The 22,507-nt window shown below is 65.2% G+C and carries 24 protein-coding genes; 21 read left to right on the plus strand and 3 right to left on the minus strand.

Translation table 11 applies throughout. The annotated features are described in order from the left end of the window. The first annotated feature begins 8 nt into the window (after window positions 1-8). From miaB to LZ536_RS10870, 4 genes are read left to right on the plus strand one after another with little or no spacing between them, the layout of a single operon-like run. Window positions 9-1,346 (plus strand): tRNA (N6-isopentenyl adenosine(37)-C2)-methylthiotransferase MiaB, encoded by a 1,338-nt coding sequence (gene miaB / locus LZ536_RS10855; protein WP_249848805.1) that lies wholly within the window; start codon window positions 9-11, stop codon window positions 1,344-1,346. Continuing rightward, a complete protein-coding gene (locus LZ536_RS10860) occupies window positions 1,346-2,368 on the plus strand; it encodes a PhoH family protein (protein WP_249848806.1) in 1,023 nt (340 codons plus the stop codon). Before miaB ends, LZ536_RS10860 begins: the two co-directional genes overlap by 1 nt. Continuing rightward, window positions 2,368-2,871: an rRNA maturation RNase YbeY gene (ybeY, locus tag LZ536_RS10865; protein ID WP_249849215.1), complete on the plus strand. Its 504-nt coding sequence runs from the start codon at window positions 2,368-2,370 to the stop codon at window positions 2,869-2,871. The genes LZ536_RS10860 and ybeY overlap by 1 nt, the downstream gene beginning before the upstream one ends. After that, on the plus strand, window positions 2,871-3,752 hold the full coding sequence (locus tag LZ536_RS10870) for a hemolysin family protein (RefSeq protein WP_249848807.1): 882 nt from the start codon (window positions 2,871-2,873) through the stop codon (window positions 3,750-3,752). The genes ybeY and LZ536_RS10870 overlap by 1 nt, the downstream gene beginning before the upstream one ends. On the opposite strand, the gene LZ536_RS10875 is transcribed toward LZ536_RS10870, so the two are convergent. Beyond that, window positions 3,749-4,171: a VOC family protein gene (locus LZ536_RS10875; RefSeq protein WP_249848808.1), complete on the minus strand. Its 423-nt coding sequence runs from the start codon at window positions 4,169-4,171 to the stop codon at window positions 3,749-3,751. The genes LZ536_RS10870 and LZ536_RS10875 overlap by 4 nt on opposite strands. 50 nt (window positions 4,172-4,221) lie before the next feature. Between LZ536_RS10875 and lnt the strand changes: the two genes are divergently transcribed. Genes lnt through trmB form a run of 3 tightly spaced genes read left to right on the plus strand, consistent with a single transcriptional unit; the run spans window position 4,222 to window position 7,749 of the window. Continuing rightward, the gene (gene lnt / locus LZ536_RS10880; RefSeq protein WP_249848809.1) at window positions 4,222-5,751 is read left to right on the plus strand and encodes an apolipoprotein N-acyltransferase; all 1,530 of its coding nucleotides are present in this window, start codon (window positions 4,222-4,224) and stop codon (window positions 5,749-5,751) included. Window positions 5,752-5,782: 31 nt separating this feature from the next. Continuing rightward, window positions 5,783-6,997, plus strand: coding sequence for a methionine adenosyltransferase (gene metK, locus LZ536_RS10885; RefSeq protein WP_249848810.1), 1,215 nt, complete (start codon window positions 5,783-5,785; stop codon window positions 6,995-6,997). Between the two features lie 8 nt (window positions 6,998-7,005). Further along, window positions 7,006-7,749: a tRNA (guanosine(46)-N7)-methyltransferase TrmB gene (gene trmB, locus LZ536_RS10890; protein ID WP_249848811.1), complete on the plus strand. Its 744-nt coding sequence runs from the start codon at window positions 7,006-7,008 to the stop codon at window positions 7,747-7,749. Here trmB and LZ536_RS10895 read toward each other — a convergent pair. Further along, window positions 7,689-8,918, minus strand: a complete 1,230-nt coding sequence (locus tag LZ536_RS10895) for a PQQ-dependent sugar dehydrogenase (RefSeq protein WP_249848812.1) — start codon at window positions 8,916-8,918, stop codon at window positions 7,689-7,691. The two genes, trmB and LZ536_RS10895, sit on opposite strands and share 61 nt — an antisense overlap. A 49-nt stretch (window positions 8,919-8,967) precedes the next feature. On the opposite strand from LZ536_RS10895, the gene LZ536_RS10900 reads away from it, so the two are divergent. Together LZ536_RS10900 and LZ536_RS10905 are read left to right on the plus strand one after the other, a co-directional pair. Continuing rightward, entirely contained in the window at window positions 8,968-10,014 is a 1,047-nt protein-coding gene (locus LZ536_RS10900) for a type III polyketide synthase (RefSeq protein ID WP_283938546.1), read from the plus strand. Then, a complete protein-coding gene (locus LZ536_RS10905) occupies window positions 10,011-10,511 on the plus strand; it encodes an isoprenylcysteine carboxyl methyltransferase family protein (RefSeq protein ID WP_249848814.1) in 501 nt (166 codons plus the stop codon). Before LZ536_RS10900 ends, LZ536_RS10905 begins: the two co-directional genes overlap by 4 nt. Here LZ536_RS10905 and LZ536_RS10910 read toward each other — a convergent pair. Beyond that, the gene (locus LZ536_RS10910; protein ID WP_249848815.1) at window positions 10,495-11,028 is read right to left on the minus strand and encodes a PadR family transcriptional regulator; all 534 of its coding nucleotides are present in this window, start codon (window positions 11,026-11,028) and stop codon (window positions 10,495-10,497) included. The two genes, LZ536_RS10905 and LZ536_RS10910, sit on opposite strands and share 17 nt — an antisense overlap. 70 nt (window positions 11,029-11,098) lie before the next feature. Here LZ536_RS10910 and LZ536_RS10915 point away from each other — a divergent pair, with 70 nt between their 5' ends. The 12 genes from LZ536_RS10915 to rpsO all read left to right on the plus strand — a co-directional run bounded on the left by LZ536_RS10915 (window position 11,099) and on the right by rpsO (window position 22,418). Further along, entirely contained in the window at window positions 11,099-12,940 is a 1,842-nt protein-coding gene (locus tag LZ536_RS10915; RefSeq protein WP_249848816.1) for an aspartyl protease family protein, read from the plus strand. Window positions 12,941-13,078: 138 nt separating this feature from the next. Next, window positions 13,079-13,603, plus strand: coding sequence for a ribosome maturation protein RimP (rimP, locus tag LZ536_RS10920; RefSeq protein ID WP_249848817.1), 525 nt, complete (start codon window positions 13,079-13,081; stop codon window positions 13,601-13,603). A 5-nt stretch (window positions 13,604-13,608) separates the two neighbouring features. Continuing rightward, on the plus strand, window positions 13,609-15,228 hold the full coding sequence (gene nusA, locus LZ536_RS10925; RefSeq protein WP_249848818.1) for a transcription termination factor NusA: 1,620 nt from the start codon (window positions 13,609-13,611) through the stop codon (window positions 15,226-15,228). Next, window positions 15,209-15,907 carry a DUF448 domain-containing protein gene (locus LZ536_RS10930; RefSeq protein ID WP_249848819.1) on the plus strand — a complete coding sequence of 233 codons (699 nt, stop codon included), beginning with the start codon at window positions 15,209-15,211 and terminating at the stop codon, window positions 15,905-15,907. The genes nusA and LZ536_RS10930 overlap by 20 nt, the downstream gene beginning before the upstream one ends. Then, on the plus strand, window positions 15,904-18,423 hold the full coding sequence (gene infB / locus LZ536_RS10935; RefSeq protein WP_249848820.1) for a translation initiation factor IF-2: 2,520 nt from the start codon (window positions 15,904-15,906) through the stop codon (window positions 18,421-18,423). Before LZ536_RS10930 ends, infB begins: the two co-directional genes overlap by 4 nt. A gap of 3 nt (window positions 18,424-18,426) precedes the next feature. Continuing rightward, on the plus strand, window positions 18,427-18,822 hold the full coding sequence (gene rbfA, locus LZ536_RS10940; protein ID WP_249848821.1) for a 30S ribosome-binding factor RbfA: 396 nt from the start codon (window positions 18,427-18,429) through the stop codon (window positions 18,820-18,822). Then, on the plus strand, window positions 18,819-19,361 hold the full coding sequence (locus LZ536_RS10945) for a GNAT family N-acetyltransferase (protein ID WP_249848822.1): 543 nt from the start codon (window positions 18,819-18,821) through the stop codon (window positions 19,359-19,361). Before rbfA ends, LZ536_RS10945 begins: the two co-directional genes overlap by 4 nt. Before the next feature lie 79 nt (window positions 19,362-19,440). After that, the gene (locus LZ536_RS10950) at window positions 19,441-19,839 is read left to right on the plus strand and encodes a hypothetical protein (protein ID WP_249848823.1); all 399 of its coding nucleotides are present in this window, start codon (window positions 19,441-19,443) and stop codon (window positions 19,837-19,839) included. Further along, the gene (locus LZ536_RS10955; RefSeq protein ID WP_249848824.1) at window positions 19,839-20,468 is read left to right on the plus strand and encodes a thymidine kinase; all 630 of its coding nucleotides are present in this window, start codon (window positions 19,839-19,841) and stop codon (window positions 20,466-20,468) included. Before LZ536_RS10950 ends, LZ536_RS10955 begins: the two co-directional genes overlap by 1 nt. Continuing rightward, window positions 20,465-21,145, plus strand: a complete 681-nt coding sequence (locus LZ536_RS10960) for a site-2 protease family protein (protein ID WP_249848825.1) — start codon at window positions 20,465-20,467, stop codon at window positions 21,143-21,145. The genes LZ536_RS10955 and LZ536_RS10960 overlap by 4 nt, the downstream gene beginning before the upstream one ends. A gap of 3 nt (window positions 21,146-21,148) precedes the next feature. Continuing rightward, window positions 21,149-22,129 carry a tRNA pseudouridine(55) synthase TruB gene (gene truB, locus LZ536_RS10965; protein ID WP_249848826.1) on the plus strand — a complete coding sequence of 327 codons (981 nt, stop codon included), beginning with the start codon at window positions 21,149-21,151 and terminating at the stop codon, window positions 22,127-22,129. Between the two features lie 19 nt (window positions 22,130-22,148). Then, a complete protein-coding gene (gene rpsO / locus LZ536_RS10970) occupies window positions 22,149-22,418 on the plus strand; it encodes a 30S ribosomal protein S15 (protein WP_249848827.1) in 270 nt (89 codons plus the stop codon). The last annotated feature ends 89 nt before the right edge of the window (window positions 22,419-22,507 follow it).

Genomic DNA, 22,507 nt, shown 5'->3' on the forward strand with positions numbered 1-22,507 from the left:
CGAAGTAAATGACGGATTCCCCAAAAACATTTCGAGTCAAAAGCTTTGGTTGCCAGATGAACGCCTACGACGGCGAGCGCATGGCCGAACTGCTTGGCGCTCAAGGCCTGACCCCGGTTGCAGACAATGAAGACGCCGACCTCGTCGTCCTCAACACCTGCCACATCCGTGAAAAAGCGGCTGAGAAGGCTTATTCCGATATCGGCCGGCTGAAACGCGAGGACGGCTCACGGCCGATGATCGCGCTAGCCGGCTGCGTCGCCCAGGCCGAGGGCGCGGAAGCAAAAGCTCGCAGCCAGATGATCGACATCGTGGTCGGTCCTCAGGCCTATCACCGCCTCCCGGAGATGGTTGCCGACGTCAGCGCCGGAAAGCGTCCGGTCGACACGGACATGCCCGCCCTCTCCAAGTTCGGCGCCCTGCCCGCCCGCCGAAAAGTGGGCGCTAGTGCCTTCCTCACCGTCCAGGAAGGCTGCGACAAATTCTGTACTTATTGCGTCGTGCCCTACACCCGGGGAGCGGAGATCAGCCGCCCGTTCGCCGACATCGAAACCGAAGCCCGCTCGCTCGTCGAGGGCGGCGCGCGCGAGATCACGTTGCTCGGCCAGAACGTCAACGCATGGGAAGGCACGTGCGGCGGTCTCGATGGCCTCATCCGCGCCATCGCCCGGATCGATGGGCTGGAGCGCATCCGCTACACCACCTCGCACCCCGCCGACATGAGCGACGCTTTGATCGCGGCCCATGGCGAGGTCGAGAAGCTCATGCCCTATCTGCATCTGCCCGTGCAGTCCGGAAGCGACCGCATTCTCAAGGCAATGAACCGCAGCCACAGTGCCGAATCCTACCTCCGCACGATCGAAAAGGTGCGTGCGGCGCGGCCCGATATTGCGATTTCCGGCGACTTCATCGTCGGCTTCCCGGGCGAGAGTGAAGAAGATTTCACGCAGACACTGTCGATTATCGATGCAGTCGGTTACGCATCGGCTTATTCGTTCAAATATAGCGCCCGTCCGGGCACTCCGGCGGCAGTGATGGGGGATCAGATCTCGCGGGAAATCATGGAGGAGCGGCTGGCTAAGCTGCAGGAGCGGATCATCAAGCACCAGCTTGCGTTCAACCGTTCGAAAGTGGGCATCGACACGCAGATCATGATCGACCGCAAGGGTCGCGCCGCAGGCCAGATGGTTGGCAAGTCCCCGTGGCTGCAGTCCGTCCATGTCGAAACCGACGCGCCGATTGGCGCCATGCTCGATGTGACCCTTACCAGCGCCGGTCCCAACAGCCTCGGCGGCGCGCTTAGAACCGCGCCTGCCCTGAGCTCTGTCGAAGGGGTGGCTGCCTGATGTCCAAGCGTGATCTCGCCGCCGTCGGCGCCAATGATTCCGGCCGCGCCCGCCTCGAGCTTGAGTTCGAGCAGCCCTATCTTCTCGGTCCTCTGTTCGGCGATTACGACCGTCACCTCGTGATGATCGAGGACCGGCTCGGCGTGAACATCGCCGCGCGCGGCAACCGGGTCATGATCGAAGGCGAACCTGATGCCGCCGCCCGTGCCCGCGACGTGCTTTACGGCCTCTACAACAGGCTCGACCAGGGCCATGACGTCGATACCGCGGCAGTCGAGGCCGTCATCGGAATGGCCGCACAGCCCTCGCTCGACGGAATCATCAACGAGGAGGTGGCGCAGCCGCCGCGCGTGATGATCCGCACGCGCAAGAAAACCATCGTTCCGCGCTCGCCGGTCCAGACGACCTACATGGAAGCGATCAACCGCGACGACATGGTATTTGCGTTGGGACCGGCTGGCACAGGCAAGACCTATCTTGCCGTCGCCCAGGCCGTCGCCATGCTGATCGGCGGCCAGGTCGATCGACTGATCCTCTCCCGTCCCGCCGTCGAAGCCGGCGAGCGCCTTGGCTTCCTGCCCGGCGACATGAAGGAGAAGGTCGATCCTTACCTGCGCCCCATCTACGACGCTTTGTACGACATGCTTCCGACCGAGCAGGTCGAGCGCCGTATCGCCAGCGGAGAGATTGAAATCGCGCCCATCGCCTTCATGCGCGGCCGCACGCTGAATGACGCCTTCATCATCCTAGACGAGGCGCAGAACACGACACCGGCGCAGATGAAAATGTTCCTGACCCGCTTTGGCATGCGCAGCCGGATGGTCATCTGCGGCGACCCCAACCAGGTCGACCTTCCCGACGCCGGCCGTTCGGGCCTTGCCGACGCCGTATCGCGGCTCGAAGGCATCCGCGGTGTCGCCACCGTTCGCTTCTCGTCCGCCGACGTTGTCCGCCACCCGCTGGTCGGGCGCATCGTCGATGCGTATGAGGGAGAGTCTGCGAAGAGAAGTGTTGGCGCATGATGCTGGACGTCGCCATTGAAGCCGACGCGGAGTGGGACAGTAGAACCGGCTGGGAAGAGCTGGTGTCCAGGGCCGCACAGGCCGCCGTCGCCGAAAGCGCCTTTCCACAGCTCGCCGCCGCCGTCCGGCCGGTCGAGCTATCCGTCCGCCTGACCAGCGACGAGGAAGTCCGCATCCTCAACGCCCAGTGGCGTCGCAAAGACAAGCCGACCAACGTCCTCTCCTTCCCGATGGCCGAAGCCTATGAGCTGGAGCAGGGCGACGAAGAAGGCCCCGAGTTGCTGCTTGGGGATGTGATCCTCGCCCATGGCGTCTGCGAGCGCGAGGCGGCCGAGAAGGCGGTTTCGATCGAAGATCATGCCGCGCATCTCGTAATCCACGGCACCCTGCATCTGCTCGGCTGCGACCATGAGAATGACGGCGACGCCGAGGACATGGAGGCGCGTGAGGTTCGCGCACTTGCACGCCTGGGCATAGCCGACCCCTACAAGGTTCACGCCTGATGGCGACGCGGCAGGACGACGAGGGCGGCTCAAGACTCTGGCGCGGAATGCGGGCCTTGCTGTTCGGCGAGGACCGCGAACCGACCCTCCGTGACCAGATCGAGGATGCGATCGACGAGGCCGAAGAGGGCAAGGAGGTCAGCGGCGACCTCAGCTCGCAGGAGCGCCTCATGCTCCGCAACATGCTACACTTCGGCGACCGCACCGCCGGTGAGATCGCGGTCACTCGCGGTGAAATCGTCTCGGTTCCCGACACCATCAGCTTCGACGAGCTGGAGGCCAAGTTCGCCGAAGCCGGCCACAGCCGCCTTCCGGTCTATGGCGAGAGCCTCGATGAGGTCATCGGCATGGTCCACATCAAGGACGTCTTCGTCGCAGCCCGCGACCCGTCGCTCGATCGCTCGCTCAATACACTGATGCGCACGCCGCTGTTTGTGCCTGAGAGCATGGGCGTCATCGATCTCCTTGCCCGCATGCGTGCCGAACGCATGCACCTTGCCATCGTCGTCGACGAGTTCGGCGGCACCGAGGGCCTCGTCACCATTGAAGACGTTGTCGAGGAAATCGTCGGCGACATCGAAGACGAGCATGACGAGGAGGAAACCAGCCGGCTCGTTCTGCTCGACGATGGCCTTTGGGAGGCCGATGCCCGGCTGGAGCTTGAGGAGCTAGCCGAAGCCATCGATTCGCGCCTCGCGACCGACGAAGACGAGGTGGATACGCTCGGCGGGCTCGTTTTCCTTCTCGCCGGCAAAATTCCGGCCAAGGGTGAGCATGTCGTCCACCCCAGCGGCTGGCGCCTCGAAGCGGTGGATTCCGACCCCCGTAAAATCCTGCGCGTTCGCCTTCACGCACCGGAAGCGGGCACGCCTGAGGCCTAGTCCTTCGCGAACAGGTTCTGCGGGTTCGCCATGGCCTTGAATTCCAGCGCATTGCCGGAGGGATCGAGCAGGAACATCGTTGCCTGCTCGCCCGGCTGACCAGCGAAGCGAACCGCCGGCGGGATGACGAAATCGGTTCCGGCCTCGACCAGCCGCTCGGCGAGCCGCTCCCAATCCTTCATCGACAGCACGAGGCCGAAATGCGGGACCGGAACATCCTCGCCATCGACCTCGTTGCTGGCGCGGCGCGGCGCATTTTCAGGGGCCAGATGAGCGACGATCTGATGACCTTGGAGGTCGAAATCGATCCAGCGGTCCGAACTCCTTCCCTCCGGGCAACCGAGCAGCGTCCCATAAAACTCGCGGGCGGCGGCCAGGTCGTGAACCGGAAAGGCGAGGTGGAATGGCGGCATGCTCATGCGCGAAGCCTGCTAGCCCCTTTGCCTCGCGTCGGCTAGCGAGGCGCGCGATGAAGTCCTTCGCACTCGCTTTCGGTCTCGGAATCGCCTCGGCCTTCGCGTTCCAGCCGGTCGGCTGGTGGCCTTTGATGCCAGCCGCCTTTGCCCTGTTATGCGAGCTCATCAACCGCACCGGCTCGTTGCGGCGCGCACTGCTGAACGGTTGGGGGTTCGGCCTCGGCCAGTTCATGCTCGGCCTCAACTGGATCGCTACTGCTTTCACCTTCCAGGCGAAGATGCCTGCGTGGCTCGGCTGGATCGCGGTCGTCCTCCTGTCGCTCTACCTCGCCGTCTATCCCATGCTCGCCGCCGGCCTTGCCTGGCGGTTCGGGCGCAATAAGCCGGTGGCGCTAGTACTGACCCTGGCGGGTGCGTGGGCAGTCACTGAGTGGCTCCGTGCCACGGTCTTCACCGGCTTCGCCTGGAATCCGGTGGCCGTGACGCTCATCGACACTCCTCTCCGGACTATTGCTTCCGCCGTCGGCACTTACGGCCTGTCTGCAGTCGTGGTTCTAATTGGCGGTCTGGTCTGGCTGGCAACGCAGCGCGAATTCAAGCCCGCGGTCGCCGGCGGGGCGATCCTTGCGATTGCTGCATTTGGCTTCTGGCCGCGAGCAGCGCCAACGCCGACAATTCTTAAGCCAGTCCGCATCGTCCAGCCGAACATCGGCCAGGAAGATAAATGGCGCGAAGGTTTCGGCGACGCGGCGGCCGACAAGCTCGCGTCCCTCTCATTGCCCCGAGCCAGCCAGCCGCGCCTGCTGCTTTGGCCCGAGGCCGCGATCACCGAGCCCGTCACCGACGAGCGCCGCGATCCACGCGCGCAAATCCTGGCGCAGTTCGAGCGGATGCGGGCAACGCTTGTCCTTGGGCCCGGCGACACGCTGGTCACCGGCGGCATCGGCCTGACATCGAAGGACGGCCGCTTCCTGACCGGAGCAACCAACAGCGTCTACGCCATCGCTCCCGGCGGCCGCGTGCTGGGCCGTTACGACAAGGCGCACCTGGTCCCCTACGGCGAATATCTCCCGATGCGGCCTTTGCTCTCGGCGATCGGCCTGTCGAGGCTCGCGCCGGGCGATCTCGACTTCGACGACGGCCCGGGACCCCGGACCATCACCCTTCCCGTTTTCGGGAAGATGGGTGTCCAGGTCTGCTACGAGATCATTTTCTCAGGCGATGTGGCCGATCGCCACAATCGGCCTGACTTCATCTTCAACCCTTCCAATGACGCCTGGTTCGGGAGCTGGGGCCCGCCGCAGCATTTGGCCCAGGCCCGCCTGCGAGCCGCCGAGGAAGGCCTGCCGATCATCCGTGCAACGCCGACTGGTATTTCCGCCGTCGTCGACGCCGATGGCCGTCTTCTCAAGAGCCTGCCGTGGCACGCCGCAGGCCGGATCGACACGACCATTCCGGCCGCCCGCGCTCCAACGCTCTTCGCCCGGCTCGGCAATGTCATCCCGTTGGTTTTGGGCTTTCTGTTGATCGCAGCCGGCATTGCAGCCGGGCGGTTCCGACGCTACAGCGCCGCCAACATATAAAGATTTCCTTATATCAGGATTCATCGCCGAAATGCGCAGCTCTTACCTCTTCACGTCCGAATCGGTTTCCGAAGGCCATCCCGACAAAGTCGCCGACCAGATCAGCGACGCCATCGTCGATCTTTTCCTTTCGAAGGATCCTGAAGCCCGCGTCGCCTGCGAGACGATGACCACGACCAACCGCGTCGTCCTTGCTGGCGAAATCCGCGGCGACGGGATCATGGACACAGCAGGCAATTGGGCGCCGGGCATTCGCGAGGAAATCGAATCCACCGTTCGCGGCGTGGTGAAGCAGATCGGATATGAGCAGGCCGGCTTCCACTGGGACCGCCTCGACTTTGCCAACCATTTGCACCCGCAGTCGTCGCACATCGCCCAGGGCGTCGATGCCGGCGAGAACAAGGATGAGGGCGCGGGCGACCAGGGCATCATGTTCGGCTTCGCCTGCGACGAAACTCCAGACCTGATGCCGGCGACGCTCGATTACAGCCACAAGATTCTTGCCGAAATGGCCGCGGACCGCCACGCCGGCCGGGCCCCGTTCCTTGAGCCGGACGCCAAGAGCCAGGTCACTTTGCGCTTCGAGGAAGGCAAGCCGGCCAAGGCGACCGCCATCGTCGTCTCGACCCAGCACGCTCCGGGCTACGACAAGGGCGAGAAGCAGGCCGAGCTCCACGCTTACGTGAAGGACGTCGTCGCCAAGGTCATGCCGGCCGAGTTGCTCGGCAACGAGACTGTCTATCACATCAACCCGACCGGCAGCTTCGAGATCGGTGGGCCGGACGGCGACGCCGGCATCACCGGCCGCAAGATCATCGTCGACACCTACGGCGGCGCGGCCCCGCACGGGGGCGGCGCGTTCAGCGGCAAGGACCCGACCAAGGTCGACCGCTCAGCCGCCTATGCCGCCCGCTACCTCGCCAAGAACATCGTCGCGGCCGGTTTCGCTCGCCGCTGCACGATCCAGCTCGCTTATGCGATCGGCGTGTCGAAGCCGCTGTCGCTCTATGTCGACACGCATGGCACCGGCAGCGTCGGTGACGACCAGATTGAGCAGGCGATCGGCAAGATCGACAAGCTCGGCGGCCTGACCCCGCGCGGCATCCGCACCCACCTCGCGCTCAACAAGCCGATCTACCAGGCGACCGCCGCCTACGGCCACTTCGGCCGCAAGCCGGAAGGCGACTTCTTCCCTTGGGAGAAGACGGACCTGGTCGACGATTTGAAAGCCGCGCTCGCGGCCTGAGCGGCCCGATGACTGCCCACAAGGCCGGCGATCCGACCACGCTCAACCGCCTCTACGGCCGGTCGAGCGGCCACAAACTGCGCAAGGGCCAAGCCGACCTCGTCGAGACCCTGTTGCCGCAGATTGCGGTGCCGGCGGAAGGCGAGATCACATCGGTGCGCCTGTTCGGCGAGGACCGGCCGCTGCACCTGGAGATCGGGTTCGGCTCGGGCGAGCATCTCGCCTACCGCGCCGACCTGCTGCCCGACCACGGCTTCATCGGCTGCGAGCCGTTCGTGAACGGCGTCGCCACCGCGCTCGGCCATATTCGCGACCAGCATCTCGCCAATGTCCGCATTCACATGGGCGACGCGCTCGACGTCCTGCGACGCTTTCCGGACCAGTCGCTGACCATGGTCTATATGCTGCACCCCGACCCGTGGCCGAAGGCGCGCCACGCCAAGCGCCGGATGATCAACGACGGCCCGCTCGACCTCATCGCTGCCAAGATGAAGCCGGGCGGCGAGTTCCGCCTCGCGACCGATGACCCGACCTATCTCAACTGGTCGCTGATGGTCATGCAGCGCCACATTGACGATTTCGAATGGGTGGTGAAGGAACCGGGCGAGTGGCTCCGCTATCCGTCAGGCTGGCTGGAAACCCGCTACGCCGCCAAGGCCCGCCGCCAAGGCCGAGTCCCGCATCAATTCCGCTATCGGCGCACTGGCTCCAATCGCAGCAACCTGCCGCCCTCGCCGTCTTCGAGCAAATAGACCTCGCCCCTCGGTCCCTGCTCGACCTCGCGGATGCGGGCACCCATGTCCCATTGGTTGGCCTTGCGTGCCTTGTCGCCGTCGATGTCGACGCGGATGAACGCCTGGCCCGATAGCGCCCCGATCAGCGCATCGCCCTTCCACTGCGGGAACAAATTGCCAGTGTAGATAATCATCGAACTGGGACTGACCGACGGGTTCCAAAAGACCTTGGGCGCCTCGAAGCCGTCGCCGCCGCGATGGTCGGGAATCGGCACGCCGTCATAATTGTCGCCGTTGGAAACCACCGGCCAGCCGTAATTCTTGCCGGGCAGGATCAGGTTGACCTCGTCTCCGCCGCGCGGCCCCATCTCATGCTCCCAAAGCCGGCCATCTGGCGCGAATGCGAGGCCATAGGGATTGCGGTGTCCGCTGCTCCAGGTTTCGACCGGCGTGCTGTTCATGCCGGGCCAGGCGACGCTGTGACCGGCGGCGCTTCTCGCGGCCTGCGTGTCGCGCGGGGGATCGGTGATCGTCACCTTTGCGGCACCGGCGCGTCCCGCCATCGGGTTGTCGGGCATAGGCTTCCCGTCCAGCGTCAGGTGCAGGATCTTGCCGAGCGGCTGGCTCGCATCCTGCGCCGGCGTAAAGCGCTGCCGCTCACCCACCGTCAGGAACAGCGACCGTCCGTCCGGCGCAAAGGCGATCCTGGCGCCGAACTGCCCGCCCTTGCCGCCGCCCGGATCGCGCCACAGCACCGTCAAACCATCCAGGCGCGGCGCCGACCCCAGGTCCGCTAGCTTTGCCCGGGCCAGCGCCAGTGAACTACCGCCGCTCGGGGACGGCTCGGAATAGCTCAGGTAGACCGTCTGGTCGCCCGCAAATCCCGGTGAAGGCACGATGTCGAGCAGGCCGCCCTGGCTGGAAACCAAGACTTTTGGCGCGCCCGCGACCTCCTGTTTCCGGCCGGTGCCGACGTCAATCAGCCAGATATGCCCCGGCTTCTCGGTCACCAGCGCGACATTGGTCATGGGCACGCCGCTCCCCGGCAGGAAGGCCATGGCCCAAGGCGCATCGAAGGTCGCAACCGGTGCGACCGTGAATGGCCGATCGCCGCTTTGGCCGTCGGACGGCGAAGCCCCGCAAGCCGTCAGAAGCAACATCGCGGCTTGCATAAAGCGTAGGGTCATACCACCTGCCTTGTAGCCATCAGCCCCCGGTGGCCGAACTTGGAACAGCATGCAAAGTTGCAGTCTCCTCTCCGTGGCCACGGCGGTACCGCCGCACGTCATCTCGCAGGCGGAGGCGAAGCTATTGGGCCGCCAGGCCTTCGGCGGCAAGAAGGCTTTGTTCGACCGCCTTTCGACTGTCTTCGACAATGCCGGCATCGCCAAGCGCCACATCGTTCAGCCGTCCGACTGGTACCTCCAGGACCATGGCTGGCACGACCGCAACGCATTGTACCTGGAAGCGGCCGAGCAGCTTTTCATCGATGCAGCGACCAAGGCCATCGACCAGGCGGGTCTTTCGCCCGAGGATATCGATGGCGTGGTCACCGTCTCGACGACGGGCATTGCCACACCGAGCCTGGAAGCACGTGTGGGGCCACGCCTGGGCCTTCGCAACGACATCCGCCGCGTGCCCGTTTTTGGCCTTGGCTGTGCCGGCGGGATCAGCGGCCTCTCTACCGCCGCGCGCCTCTCTGCCGCGGATCCCGGTAGCAAGTGGCTGATGGTCACAGTCGAAACCTGTTCCATCTCCATCCGGCTCGATAGCGACGATCCCGCCGCAATTGTCGCGACCGCATTGTTCGGTGATGGCGCCGCCGCCGCCGTCGTCACATCCGGCAAGCATAGCCTCGCGCATATCGGCGGCTCGGCGGAAAGAATGTGGCCGGACACGCTCAAGATCATGGGTTGGGACGTCGAAGACCCCGGCCTCGCCGTGGTCTTCGACCGCGCCATACCGCCTTTCATCGAGGCCGAGCTCGCCGACGCCGTCGACGGCATGCTGGGCGAGCTTGGGCTGACCCGCGCCGACATCGACCGCTTCTGCTGCCACCCGGGCGGCGTGAAGGTGATCGATGCGATCGAGAAAGCGCTCGAACTTCCGCAGGGCGAGCTCAATATCGAGCGGGAGGTCCTGCACGACTTCGGCAACATGAGTGCGCCAACCGTTTTGTTCGTACTCGAACGCTTGCTCCGGCGCGGCTTGCCCAAGCGCGTCATGATGACCGCCTTCGGGCCGGGCTTCACTTGTGCTGGGTTGCTACTCGAAGCCGCATGACCTGGCTCGCCTACCTGATCCTCGCGCTCGTCACGCTGCAGAGGCTGGGGGAACTGGTCCTCGCCGAACGCAACACCCGCCGGCTGCTTGCCAAAGGCGCGCATGAGGTCGGCCGGGATCACTACTTCTTTGTCGTCGCCGTCCATGCCGGATGGCTGATCGCGCTTTGGTTGCTGGGCCCCGGACCAGCGATCCACATCGTCCCGTTTGTCTTCTATATCGCCCTGCAATTCGCCCGCGTCTGGGTCATTGCCAAATTGGGCGAGCGCTGGACCACACGGATCATCGTCCTGCCGGGCGCGCCCCTCGTCCGGACTGGCCCGTATCGCTGGCTCGACCATCCCAATTACGTGATCGTCATTGCCGAGATCGCCGTGCTGCCACTCGTCTTCGGCCTGCCGATAGTTGCCGGTTTCTTCAGCGTGCTGAACGCCGTTGTCCTCTGGATCCGGATCCGTGAGGAGAACCAGGCGCTCGCGGCTATTTCTCCGAGCTGAGCTCCCGTTCCGCCAAATGAAGCCAGTCCAGGCGCGCATTGAGCTCGGCCAATGCGCCGAGGCTGCCTAGCCTCTCCGACCTCGCCACCATATCGCCTGCGGGCCGTTCAAGCTTCTTCTCGACACTGGCGATCGCCGCCCGGGTCGCCGCGCGATAATCGGCGAACGCCTGCCTCCGCGCGGCCGGATCGAGTGCCGACAGGAAGTGGACCCTGGTCCGCAGCGGGTCCGCCCTCGCCGATCCCAACCCGGCGCCGACCTTGGTCAGCCAGTCGTCGAGCGCCTTGCGGCCCTTGGTGGTCAGGCTGAGCAATTCACTCTTGCGGGGGCCGGTGGGCGACCCAGCGTCGAGATATCCGGACTGCCTCAATCGCCGGATCGCCGGGTACACCGTGCCCGTGCTGGAGCTCCAGGAAACCGTGCTCGATCCGGCGAAATGGGCGCGTACGCCATAGGCGGACATCGGCCCGCCGCGCCAGATGACACCGAGGATGCAATTGTCGAGTTCAGTCAGCATTTCGTCGAAGACCTTGTCGCCGGTGCGGAATCAATGCTATAGTGCGTGACGCATTATCGTGGAGATGTCCATGCGGTTTCTTGCCCTTCCCCTCGGCGCCCTCCTCCTCTGCGCGCCTCTTGGCTCCGCCGAGACGGCCCCTGCCGCGGCCCAGGCGCTTAGTCCGGAAACCGCGCAACTCGTCGCCCGCTACATCGAATGGCGCGGCGGCAAGACCTTCGCGGCGCTGAACAATTATCACCTCGTAGCCGACGTCGAGGCCGATGGTCTCAAGGGCACCACCACCGAGTGGCGCGACCGTTCCAACCGTTCGCGCGACGAATATGATCTTGGCGTCACCAAGGGTCTGTCGGTGCACGCGGCAAAAGACGGCTGGAACCGCGACGACGCCCTGGTGACTCCGCAGGGGCGCCACGCAACCGAAGACGATCGCCGCGCCCTGGCCATCGAATTCGGCGACGCATTTCGCGGCGGAGCTTCGGTCCAGCGGCTTGCGGACGAGCAGTTCGACGGCAAGACCTTCGCCGTCCTTCGCATCACCTTTGGCGATGCCGACAGCTACGACCTGATCCTCGATCCGGCGACCGGCGCCCAATATGGACGCCGAACCAAGGCGGGAGGCGCTCCCAACTTCACGCGCTTGTCCGATTGGCGCCTGATCAACGGCGTCCGGTTTCCGTTCCTGCGCGAAGCCTATCGCAGCAACGGCAAGCTCGATTCCACCATCCGCGTCCGGTCGATCGAGACCAACGCCAAATTCGCCGATTCGCTGTTCGCCAAGCCCGAAGGCAAGAAGACTCTCAGCTTTGCGGCCGGCACGCATTCGACGGGGCGGATCAAATATAACCCGTTCACCGGCACGCGGATTTACATCCCGGCCAAGGTCAACGGGCGCGACGTCGAGGTCCTGCTGGACAGCGGCGCGGATTCCAGTGTGCTCGACAAGGGCTTCGCCGACAGCATCGGCAGCAAGACGGTGAAGGGTGGCGTCGCCGTCGGCACCGGCGGAGAGACGGAGGCTGGCCTCGCCAACAACGTCCGCATCGCGATCGGCAACATGGCGCTCGACCTGCCGACAGTCGGCGTCGTCGACCTGGCATCCGTCGGCAAGCGCATCGGCATTCCGCTGCCGGTCGTACTCGGGCGCGACGTCTTCCTGCAGTCGATCGTCGACATTGATCCGTCGGGGCCGACCATCGCCTTCCACGATCCCGCGACCTTTACGCCCCCGGCTGGCGCGACCCTCGTCCCGCTCGACCCTCAGGGCGGTCTCCGTGTCGTCCAGGCGTCGGTCGAAGGCCAGCCGGACGCACCGATGCTCTTCGACCTCGGCAACGGTGGCTACATGACGCTCGGCGCCGCTTATTGGCAGGCACATAACCTCCTCGACGGCCGCAAAAGCAGCACCCGATCCTCCGGCGCCATCGGCGGCGAACAGATCAACCATGTCGCCACCTTGAAGACGGTACGCTTCGCCGGCGTCACCTTCCACGACGTGCCCGCTCAGTTCGACGCGCCGAATATCGAGCGGGACAGCGATCGCGATGCGGGTAATATCGGCATGCCGATCCTGAAGCGCTTTCGCATGATGATCGATTTCCAGAACAGCCGCATGTACGTCATCCCGATCGCCGAGCGCATCTCCCAGCCCTTCGATCGCGACCGCTCGGGCCTCCGCGCAGTCCAGGATGGCGACAAGCTGGTTGTCCGCCATGTCAGCAAGGGCTCGCCCGCCGAAGCCGCTGGCTGGAAAGCTGGCGACGTCATCACTTCCATCGACGGCCAGGCCATCGGCCCGCAGTTCGCCAGCAGCCAACTGAGCCTCTGGTCGTGGCGGCCGGAAGGGACTGTCGTCACCTTGACCATGGCCGACGGAAGTACCCGCAAGCTGGCGCTCGCCGACTACTTCTAAAGGAGTTGCGGCGCCGCTTGCGCGCCTGACCTGACGGGCCTATATCGCGGCCACTCCTCGACATCGCTGAGATGCTGAGGCTGGTTCCGGGACCCCGGGGCCGGCTCGAGTGGCGTTTGGTTTTGCAAAGGACGCAAGTTGGAAGCCGATCTGGCAACCGTGACGAAGTTGATCGAGCCCGAGGTGAAAGCCCTGGGCTTCGACCTCGTGCGCGTTGCGATGACCGGCGGCCGTTCCGACCCGACCCTGCAGGTGATGGCCGAGCGGCGCGAAACGCGTCAGCTCAACCTCGACGATTGCCAGGCGATTTCGCGGAAGCTTTCTGATTTGCTCGACGAAAAGGACCCGATCGAAGGCGCATACCGCCTCGAAGTCTCCTCGCCCGGCATCGACAGGCCTCTGACCCGGAAGGCGGATTACGCCGACTGGGCCGGTCACGAAGCTCGCGTGAAACTCACCGTGGAGCATGAAGGCGCCAAGCAGCTGTCCGGCGTCATCCAAGGCATCGAGAACAACATTGTCAGCATTGCGACGCCGAAGGGCGTGCGCGAGGTGCCCTTCGAATCTATCGCGTCGGCCAAGCTCCTTTTGACCGACAAGCTTATCAATGCCACTGCGCCGCTCAGCACTGAGGGCGCCGACTCAATTCAAACGGAAGGTTGATCACAATGGCTTCTGCAGCCCCCGCAGCACCCACCGCCAACAAGGCCGAGCTGCTCGCCATCGCCGACGCCGTCGCGCGCGAAAAGCTGATCGACAAGGGCATCGTCATCGAAGCGATGGAAGACGCCATCCAGCGCGCCGCCCGCGCCCGCTACGGCGCCGAGAACGACATCCGCGCCAAGCTCGACCCGAACACCGGCGACCTTCGCCTGTGGCGCGTCCTCGAAGTGGTCGAGGAAGTCGATGACTACTTCAAGCAGGTCGATTTGAAGGGCGCACAGAAGCTGCAGAAGGATGCAGCGATGGGCGACTTCATCGTCGACCCGCTGCCGCCGATCGAATTCGGCCGCATCGCCGCCCAGGCCGCCAAGCAGGTCATCTTCCAGAAAGTCCGCGACGCAGAGCGCGAACGCCAGTTCGAAGAGTTCAAGGACCGGGTCAGCGAAGTCATCACCGGCGTCGTCAAGCGCGTCGAGTTCGGCCACATCGTCGTCGATTTGGGCCGCGCCGAGGGCGTCATCCGCCGCGACCAGCAGATTCCGCGCGAAATGGTCCGCGTCGGCGACCGCATCCGCAGCCTCATCCTCTCGGTCCGTCGCGAAGCTCGCGGGCCGCAGATCTTCCTGTCGCGCGCACACCCGGATTTCATGAAGAAGCTGTTCGCGCAGGAAGTGCCGGAAATCTATGACGGCATCATCGAGATCCGCGCCGCCGCCCGCGACCCGGGCAGCCGCGCCAAGATCGGCGTCATCAGCCACGACAGTTCGATCGACCCGGTCGGCGCCTGCGTCGGCATGAAGGGCAGCCGCGTCCAGGCCGTCGTCCAGGAACTGCAGGGCGAGAAGATCGACATCATCCCTTGGTCGGAGGATCTCGCGACCTTCGTCGTCAACGCGCTGCAGCCGGCAACGGTCGCCCGCGTCGTCATCGACGAGGAAGAGAGCCGCATCGAAGTCGTCGTTCCCGACGACCAGCTCTCGCTCGCCATCGGCCGCCGCGGCCAGAATGTCCGCCTGGCCTCGCAGCTCACCGCTTCGCAGATCGATATCCTCACCGAGGCCGACGCCAGCGAGAAGCGCCAGCGTGAATTCGTAGAGCGTTCTGAATTGTTCCAGACGCAGCTGGACGTCGATGAAACCCTCGCCCAGTTGCTGGTCGCCGAGGGTTTCACCAGCCTTGAGGAAGTCGCCTACGTCGAAGTCGACGAAATCGCCTCGATCGAGGGCCTCGACGACGATATCGCCTCCGAGCTGCAGAGTCGCGCCTCGGAAGCGCTGGACCGCCGCGAAGCCGCCGCCCGCGAAGAGCGCCGCAAGCTTGGCGTCGAGGACGCGCTGGCCGAGCTTCCGCACCTCACCGAAGCGATGCTGGTGACCTTGGGCAAGGCGAACATCCGCACTTTGGACGACCTTGCCGACCTCGCCACCGACGAGCTTATCCAGAAGAAGCGCGTCGAGCCCCGCCGCCGCGAGCCGAGCAACCGGCCCGAGGACAAGGGTGGCGTGCTGGCCGAATATGGCCTGAGCGAAGAACAGGGCAACGAGATCATCATGGCAGCCCGGGCCCACTGGTTCGAGGACGAAGCCCCAACCGAGGAGGCCGCCGATGCGGAAACCTCGGAATGACTCTCTAGAGACGCATAACCCGGAGCGGACCTGCATCCTCTCGCGGCGGACGGCGTCGCGGGAGGACCTGATCCGGCTCGCCCTTTCGCCCGATGCGGAGGTCGCTCCCGACGTCCGCGCCCGCGCCCCTGGCCGCGGCGCCTGGATCGGCGTTTCCAAGTCCGATCTCGACGCCGCCAACGCCAAGGGGAAGCTGAAGGGCGCCCTTCAGCGCGCCTTCAAGGCCAATGAAGTGACCGTCCCCGCCGATCTCGGCGACCGCATCGCATCGGCGCTAAGGCAGGCGGCCCTTGACCGTCTCGGCCTTGAAGCGCGCGGCGGGACGCTGATCAACGGCAACGACAAGATCGACGCCGCCGCCCGCTCCGGCAAGGTCCATCTTTTGATCCACGCCGCCGACGCCGGCGAGGACGGGCGGCGCAAGCTCGACCAGGCCTGGCGCGTCGGCGGCGGCGGTCCCCGAGGACTGGAATTTCCCGAAGAACGCACCATCTTGTCGATGGCGCTAGGGCGCGAAAATGTGGTACATATCGCCCTGACCGATCCTGCCGCTGCGCGGCGGGTTAGCCATGCCATCGACCGGTGGCTTGCTTTCATTGCACCCGATGCTGGGCTAGAGGGCGGCTCCGCTGCCGTTGGCGCCGGCGTGGGTAACGAGTTGAACGAAGGAACCAAATGACCGACCAGACGGACAAGCCCAAGCTCGGTACCCGGCCTCCGCTGGGCCTGAAGCGCACGGTCGAGACCGGCAAGGTGAAGCAGAGCTTCAGCCATGGCCGCTCGAACACCGTGGTCGTGGAGGTCAAGAAGCGCCGCATCCTGGGCAAGCCGGGCGAAGCCGCGCCGGAAGCGCCGAAGACGCCGGTCCCCGCCGCTGAAGCGCCCAAGCCGGCAGCGCCAGCGCCGAAGCCGGCCGCCGCCGCGCCCGCCGCACCGAAGCGCAGCGCCGCTGACGATATCGCCGCCCGCAAGGAGCTTCAGGAGCGACTGCTGCGCGAAGCCGAAGAAGCGCGCATGACCTCGCTCGAGGAAGCGCGTCGCCGCGACGACCGTATCAAGGTTGAAGCGACCGAGGACGAAAAGCGGCGCGCCGAAGAAAATCGCAAGGCTGAGGAAGAGGCCGCCGAGCGCGCTCAGCAGGAAGCCGCGGAAGCCGCGCAACGCGCCGCCGAAGAGGCCGAGCGCGCCGCCGCACCGGAACCTGCCCAGCCCAGCGCCGCCGACGAACGCCCGCGCCACCATACCCCTGCCCATGCGCCGAAGCGCCACGAGCCGGCCCGTCCGACCCGTGGCCGCGGCGACGACCGCCGCCATTCCGGCAAGCTGACCGTCACGCGCGCCCTTTCGGGCGAGGACGACAGCCGCGCCCGCTCGCTCGCCGCGCTCCGCCGCGCCCGCGAGAAGGAAAAGCGCCACCACCAGGAGGTTGGGCCGTCGGCCAAGCAGTATCGCGATGTCGACGTTCCCGAGGCGATCACCGTCCAGGAGCTCGCCAAGCGCATGGGTGAGCGCGGCGCCGATCTGGTCAAGGCCCTCTTCAAGATGGGCACTCCGGTCACCATCACCGAGACCATCGACCAGGACACCGCCGAGCTGCTGATCACCGAGTTCGGTCACCGCATCAACCGCGTCTCCGAATCCGACGTCGACATCCAGGCGGAAACCGACGTCGATGCGGAAGATACGCTTAAGGTCCGCCCACCGGTCGTGACCATCATGGGCCACGTCGACCACGGCAAGACGTCGCTGCTAGACGCCATCCGCGGCGCCAGTGTGGTTTCCGGCGAAGCCGGCGGCATCACCCAGCACATGGGTGCCTACCAGGTCAGCCTGCCGGACAAGTCGAAAGTCACCTTCCTCGACACGCCGGGCCACGAAGCCTTCACCGAAATGCGCGCCCGCGGCGCCAACGTCACGGATATCGTCGTCCTGGTGGTTGCCGCCGATGACGGGCTGAAGCCGCAGACCATTGAGGCGATCAATCACACCAAGGCCGCCGGCGTGCCGATGATTGTCGCCATCAACAAGATCGACAAGCCGGACGCCAAGCCGCAGAAGGTCCGCGAGGAGCTGCTGCAGCACGAGATCATCGTCGAGGACATGGGCGGCGACGTCCAGGACGTCGAAGTCTCGGCGCTGAAGAAAACCAACCTCGACAAGCTGCTTGAGGCCATCACCCTCCAGGCCGAAATCCTCGAGCTGAAAGCCAATCCCGACCGCGCCGCCGAAGGCGCCGTCGTCGAAGCCAAGCTCGACAAGGGCCGCGGCCCGCTTGCCACCGTGCTGATCCAGCGCGGCACGTTGCGCGTTGGCGACGTCATCGTCGTCGGCGCCGCGAGCGGCAAGGTCCGCGCCATGATCGACGATCATGGCCGCCAGGTGAAGGAGGCCGGCCCGTCATTCCCGGTCGAAGTGCTTGGCCTGGGCGCCGTGCCGTCGGCCGGCGACCAGCTGACAGTCGTCGAGAATGAGGCCCGCGCCCGCGAGGTCGCAGCCTATCGCCAGGGTGTGCTCGACAAGAAGCGCACGACATCTGCGCCCGTCAGCCTCGAAAACATGTTCGCGGACAGGGCCTCGACCACCATCGAGTTCCCGCTGGTCATCAAGGCCGACGTGCAGGGCTCGGTTGAAGCCATCGTCAGCGCCGTCAACAAGATCTCGACCGACGAGATTCGCGTCCGCGTCCTCCAATCTGGCGTCGGCGCCATCACCGAGAGCGACGTCACCCTTGCCGCCTCGACCGGCGCGCCGATCATCGGCTTCAACGTCCGTCCGAACGCCAAGGCGCGCGAGGCCGCCCAGCGCAACAAGGTCGAGTTCCGCTACTACGACGTCATCTACCATCTCACCGACTGGGTGAGGGGCGCGATGGCGGGCGAGCTCGGTCCGGAGATCATCGAGAACGTCGTCGGCCGCGCCAGGGTCCAGGAAGTCTTCCCGGCCGGCAAGCGCGACAAGGCCGCCGGCCTGCTCGTCCTCGAAGGCGTCATCCGCAAGGGGCTGCATGCACGCCTCACGCGCGAGGATGTCATCGTCTCGAAAACGACCATCTCCTCGCTCCGCCGCTTCAAGGACGATGTCGCCGAGGTCAATTCGGGCATGGAGTGCGGTGTGCTCCTGGCCGACACCAACGACATCAAGCCGGGCGACAATCTCGAAGTGTTCGAGGTGGAAGAAAGGGAGCGCACGCTCTAGCCGATGCGCACCAAGGAAACTGCCGAAGGCCGTTCGGTCCGCCTGCTGCGCGTCGGCGAGCAGGTGCGCCACATTTTGAGTGAGTTGCTTCAGCGCGGCGACGTGCATGACGAGGTGCTGCAATCGCACCTCGTCAGCGTCACCGAAGTGCGCATGTCGCCCGACCTTCGTCACGCGACGGTGTTCGTGAAGCCCTTGCTCGGCCAGGACGAGGAAGCCGTGCTGAAGGCGTTGCGGACCAACACGGCCTATCTCCAGCGCGAAGTCGCCAACCGCGTCCGCCTGAAATATGCCGCCAAGCTGAAGTTCCTCGCCGACGAGAGCTTCGATGAAGGCACGCATATCGACAAGCTGCTGCGTTCGGATCACGTCGCGCGGGATTTGACGGAAGACGGATGATCGACCTCGATCGGCTAGCCCAGCCGATGACGGGCGACGGCTGCCGCGCCGAACCTTTCACCGAAACGCACCGCGATGCGCTGAAGGCCGCCTGCGCCGAGGACAATGAAATCTGGGCGATATATGCCAACAATTTCGGCCCGGACGGCTTCGATGCGAGCATCGATTCCTATGTCCAGAACCCGCGCAACCGCACCTTTGTCCTCTTCAACGGCGATGAGCTTGCCGGCATGTCGAGCTACCTCGGCATCGACGAAGCGCGGGAGGTGCTGGAAATCGGCGGCACTTACTACCGCCCTCACCTTCGCGGCAGCGGGTTTAACCGCCGGGTGAAAGACATGATGCTGGAGCGCGCCTTCGCCTCGGGCATCCGACGCGTCGAATTCCGTGTCGATTCTCGCAACAAGCGCAGCCAGGCGGCCATGAAGAAGCTCGGCGCCGTCCGCGAGGGCGTCATGCGCGCCGACCGCATCACCTGGACCGGCCACGTCCGCGACACGGTCCTGTTTTCGATTCTGAGGGATGAATGGCGGTCATGATTATGTGTTCCCGCGAAGGCGGGAACCCAGTCTGGGCTCCTGCCTTCGCAGGAGCACATCTTCGCGCTAATCAACGGCTGTGCGTTTAGTAGTTCTTTCCTTTGCGGCCCTGTTCGTCGCTTCGCCGCTCGCGGCCAAGCCTTTGACCGTGCACATGGGTGAAACCTGGATTTTCGCCGTCGCCCACGGCCAGCCAGCCAAGGCCCGCAAGGTGGACGCGAAGATCGCACCCTCGACTGGCGAAATGAAGGTCTCGCTGAGCTCTCTCATGGGCACAACCATGACTATCGCCAACAACAGCGAGCACGACTACGCTTATCGCGCGACCCTGGTCCTTGCCGAGGGCAAGGCGGGACCCGCGAAGAGCTGCGCAGTCCCCGCCAACGGCCGCCTCGCCATCGAGCATTGGCCGCAGAAGGTTGCCGCCATCCGCCTTAGCGACTTCAAGCCTGCCCCAGCCGGGAGCCTCTGCCCCTAATGGCCAAGCTCTATTTCTATTATGCGGCGATGAACGCGGGGAAATCGACGACCCTGCTGCAGGCCGATTTCAATTATCGCGAGCGCGGCATGGAAACGATGCTGTGGACCGCCGCGCTCGACGATCGGGCGGGTGCGGGGCGCATCGCGTCGCGGCTCGAAATTGGTGCCGACGCGCACCGATTTAGCGTGGACATGAGCCTATTCGATGCCGTCGTGCAGGAACTGCTGAAGCGCAGGCTCGACTGCATCCTGGTCGATGAAGCCCAGTTCCTGACCCGCGACCATGTGCTGCAGCTGTGCCGCATCACCGACGAGATCAAGATTCCAGTGCTCTGCTATGGCTTGCGCACCGACTTTCAGGGGCAGTTGTTCCCCGGTTCGGCGGCGCTACTGGCGCTCAGCGACAGCTTGGTCGAGCTGAAGGCGGTCTGCGAATGCGGGCGCAAGGCGACGATGAACCTGCGCGTCGACCAGGATGGCCATGCTGTCGCCGCCGGCGCCCAGACCGAAATCGGCGGCAACGATCGCTATGTCGCCCTCTGCCGCCGCCACTTCTTCGAGCGCCTGCGCGAGAGCGAGGCGCGCCAGCTCAGCCTCGACATCCCCCGGAAGTCCGAAACCGCATGAGCAGTACCGTCTATTCCATTGCGACCTGGCTGATCCCGCTCGTCATCGCCATCGTCTTCCACGAGGTCGCGCACGGCCTCGTAGCGCGCCGTTTCGGTGACACGACGGCCGAAAGCCAGGGCCGTCTGACCCTCAACCCGATCAAGCATGTCGATCCAGTCGGAACGATTATCCTGCCGATCGTCCTCGCGCTCTCCCACGCTCCCATCTTCGGCTGGGCGCGGCCGGTGCCGGTTCGCTCCGACCGGATGCGCAACCCGCGCCGCGACATGATGCTTGTGGCGCTCGCCGGGCCTGCCATGAATCTCCTGCTCGCGATCAGCGCCACAGCCATCCTCGCTTTCGGCCTGTGGCTTGGCGCAGGCGACCCGATGACGGTCGGCGGCTTCATTGCCAGCAACGCCATCAACTTCCTGCTGATCAACATCTTCCTCGCGGTCTTCAACCTCATCCCGTTGCCGCCGTTCGACGGCGGGCACGTCGTCGAAGGACTGTTGCCGCCGCCGCTGGCCGCCCGCTTCCATGCGCTCGGCCGCTACAGCCTTTTCATCCTCTTCGCCTTGCTGCTGATCGTCCCGGCAATCTGGCCGCAGGCCGATATCGTCGCCAAGGCCGTGACCCCCATCGTGAATGCCATCGCCCGGCTGTTCCTTGGAGTTGCCGGACTCAACGCCTGAATCATGCTCAGCGGCTGGATCATACTCGACAAGCCGGTGGGCATCGGCTCGACGCAATGCGTCTCGGCGGTGAAGCGGGCGCTGCGCGAAGCCGGTGAGCCCAAGACCAAGGTCGGCCACGGCGGCACGCTCGATCCGCTCGCCAGCGGTGTCCTTCCAATCGCCCTCGGCGAAGCGACCAAGCTCGCCGGCCGCATGCTCGACGCGACCAAGCAATATGAATTCACGATCCGCTTCGGAGAGGAGACCGACACGCTCGACGGCGAAGGCGAGCTGGTCGCCGCCAGCACCCATCGCCCGACGCGCGCCGAAGTTGAGGCCATCCTCCCCCGTTTCACGGGCCCGATAGAACAGGTTCCCCCGGCCTATTCGGCGCTGAAGATTGCCGGCAAGCCCGCCTACGCCCGCGCCCGCGCCGGCGAGCAGCTCGACATGAAGCCGCGTGCGGTGACGATTCACGATCTCAAAATCCTCCCCAGGATGGGGAGGGGGACCGCACGCAGTGCGGTGGAGGGGCTCGCAAGCCAAACCGACGATCCCCTCCACCAGCCTGTGGCTGGTCCCCCTCCCCGTTCCGGGGAGGATCAAATCACACTCGCCGCCACCGTATCCAAGGGCACCTATATCCGCAGCCTCGCCCGCGACATCGCCCGCGCCTTGGAAACGGTCGGCCATGTCACCATGTTGAGGCGGACGCGCGCCGGTCCCTTCGACCTTGCAAGGGCGATATCGCTGGACAAACTGGCCGAAATCGCTAAGGCGCGCACCCTTGATGGGGCGGTTCTCCCGCTTGTCGCGGGGCTGGACGACATCCCGGCCCTCCCCGTCACCCCCGAACAGGCAGCGCTGCTCCGTCATGGACAGCACCTGAGCGGGACCCCCGCGAGCCCGGGGCTTCACCTTGCGATGGACGGCGAAACGCCCGTCGCTCTGGTCGAGGTTTCGGCAATCGACGTTCGTGTCGTGCGCGGGTTCAACCTTTGAATTAGAAATGGAGTGAACGATGTCGATTACCACGGAGCGCAAGGCCGCGCTGGCGAAGGAACATGGCCGGGGCAAGGGCGACACAGGTTCGCCGGAAGTCCAGGTCGCCATCCTCACCGACCGCATTCAGACGCTGACCGAGCATTTCAAGGGCCACGCCAAGGACAATCATAGCCGGCGCGGTCTCTTGATGATGGTCAACAAGCGCCGGTCGCTGCTCGATTATCTCAAGAAGACGGACGTCGAACGCTATACCGACCTGATCGGCAAGCTCGGCCTTCGCAAGTAACGCCAAGGGCGCCCACGCGGCGCCCTTCGCATATCGGGGCCTCGCCGCATTTCGGCGGCAGGCCTTGGGGCATTATCAGGCCCAGCACC

Origin of the sequence: Sphingomonas alba (assembly GCF_023516555.1) — a bacterium.
GTDB lineage: Bacteria > Pseudomonadota > Alphaproteobacteria > Sphingomonadales > Sphingomonadaceae > Sphingomicrobium > Sphingomicrobium album.

Excerpts from the sequence above, each read along its gene's own strand:
- miaB (WP_249848805.1), top strand. The coding sequence starts at position 9 with ATGACGGATTCCCCAAAAACATTTCGAGTCAAAAGCTTTGGTTGCCAG.
- LZ536_RS10860 (WP_249848806.1), top strand. The coding sequence starts at position 1,346 with ATGTCCAAGCGTGATCTCGCCGCCGTCGGCGCCAATGATTCCGGCCGC.
- ybeY (WP_249849215.1), top strand. The coding sequence starts at position 2,368 with ATGCTGGACGTCGCCATTGAAGCCGACGCGGAGTGGGACAGTAGAACC.
- LZ536_RS10870 (WP_249848807.1), top strand. The coding sequence starts at position 2,871 with ATGGCGACGCGGCAGGACGACGAGGGCGGCTCAAGACTCTGGCGCGGA.
- LZ536_RS10875 (WP_249848808.1), bottom strand. The coding sequence starts at position 4,171 with ATGAGCATGCCGCCATTCCACCTCGCCTTTCCGGTTCACGACCTGGCC.
- lnt (WP_249848809.1), top strand. The coding sequence starts at position 4,222 with ATGAAGTCCTTCGCACTCGCTTTCGGTCTCGGAATCGCCTCGGCCTTC.
- metK (WP_249848810.1), top strand. The coding sequence starts at position 5,783 with ATGCGCAGCTCTTACCTCTTCACGTCCGAATCGGTTTCCGAAGGCCAT.
- trmB (WP_249848811.1), top strand. The coding sequence starts at position 7,006 with ATGACTGCCCACAAGGCCGGCGATCCGACCACGCTCAACCGCCTCTAC.
- LZ536_RS10895 (WP_249848812.1), bottom strand. The coding sequence starts at position 8,918 with ATGACCCTACGCTTTATGCAAGCCGCGATGTTGCTTCTGACGGCTTGC.
- LZ536_RS10900 (WP_283938546.1), top strand. The coding sequence starts at position 8,968 with ATGCAAAGTTGCAGTCTCCTCTCCGTGGCCACGGCGGTACCGCCGCAC.
- LZ536_RS10905 (WP_249848814.1), top strand. The coding sequence starts at position 10,011 with ATGACCTGGCTCGCCTACCTGATCCTCGCGCTCGTCACGCTGCAGAGG.
- LZ536_RS10910 (WP_249848815.1), bottom strand. The coding sequence starts at position 11,028 with ATGCTGACTGAACTCGACAATTGCATCCTCGGTGTCATCTGGCGCGGC.
- LZ536_RS10915 (WP_249848816.1), top strand. The coding sequence starts at position 11,099 with ATGCGGTTTCTTGCCCTTCCCCTCGGCGCCCTCCTCCTCTGCGCGCCT.
- nusA (WP_249848818.1), top strand. The coding sequence starts at position 13,609 with ATGGCTTCTGCAGCCCCCGCAGCACCCACCGCCAACAAGGCCGAGCTG.
- LZ536_RS10930 (WP_249848819.1), top strand. The coding sequence starts at position 15,209 with ATGCGGAAACCTCGGAATGACTCTCTAGAGACGCATAACCCGGAGCGG.
- infB (WP_249848820.1), top strand. The coding sequence starts at position 15,904 with ATGACCGACCAGACGGACAAGCCCAAGCTCGGTACCCGGCCTCCGCTG.
- rbfA (WP_249848821.1), top strand. The coding sequence starts at position 18,427 with ATGCGCACCAAGGAAACTGCCGAAGGCCGTTCGGTCCGCCTGCTGCGC.
- LZ536_RS10945 (WP_249848822.1), top strand. The coding sequence starts at position 18,819 with ATGATCGACCTCGATCGGCTAGCCCAGCCGATGACGGGCGACGGCTGC.
- LZ536_RS10955 (WP_249848824.1), top strand. The coding sequence starts at position 19,839 with ATGGCCAAGCTCTATTTCTATTATGCGGCGATGAACGCGGGGAAATCG.
- LZ536_RS10960 (WP_249848825.1), top strand. The coding sequence starts at position 20,465 with ATGAGCAGTACCGTCTATTCCATTGCGACCTGGCTGATCCCGCTCGTC.
- truB (WP_249848826.1), top strand. The coding sequence starts at position 21,149 with ATGCTCAGCGGCTGGATCATACTCGACAAGCCGGTGGGCATCGGCTCG.
- rpsO (WP_249848827.1), top strand. The coding sequence starts at position 22,149 with ATGTCGATTACCACGGAGCGCAAGGCCGCGCTGGCGAAGGAACATGGC.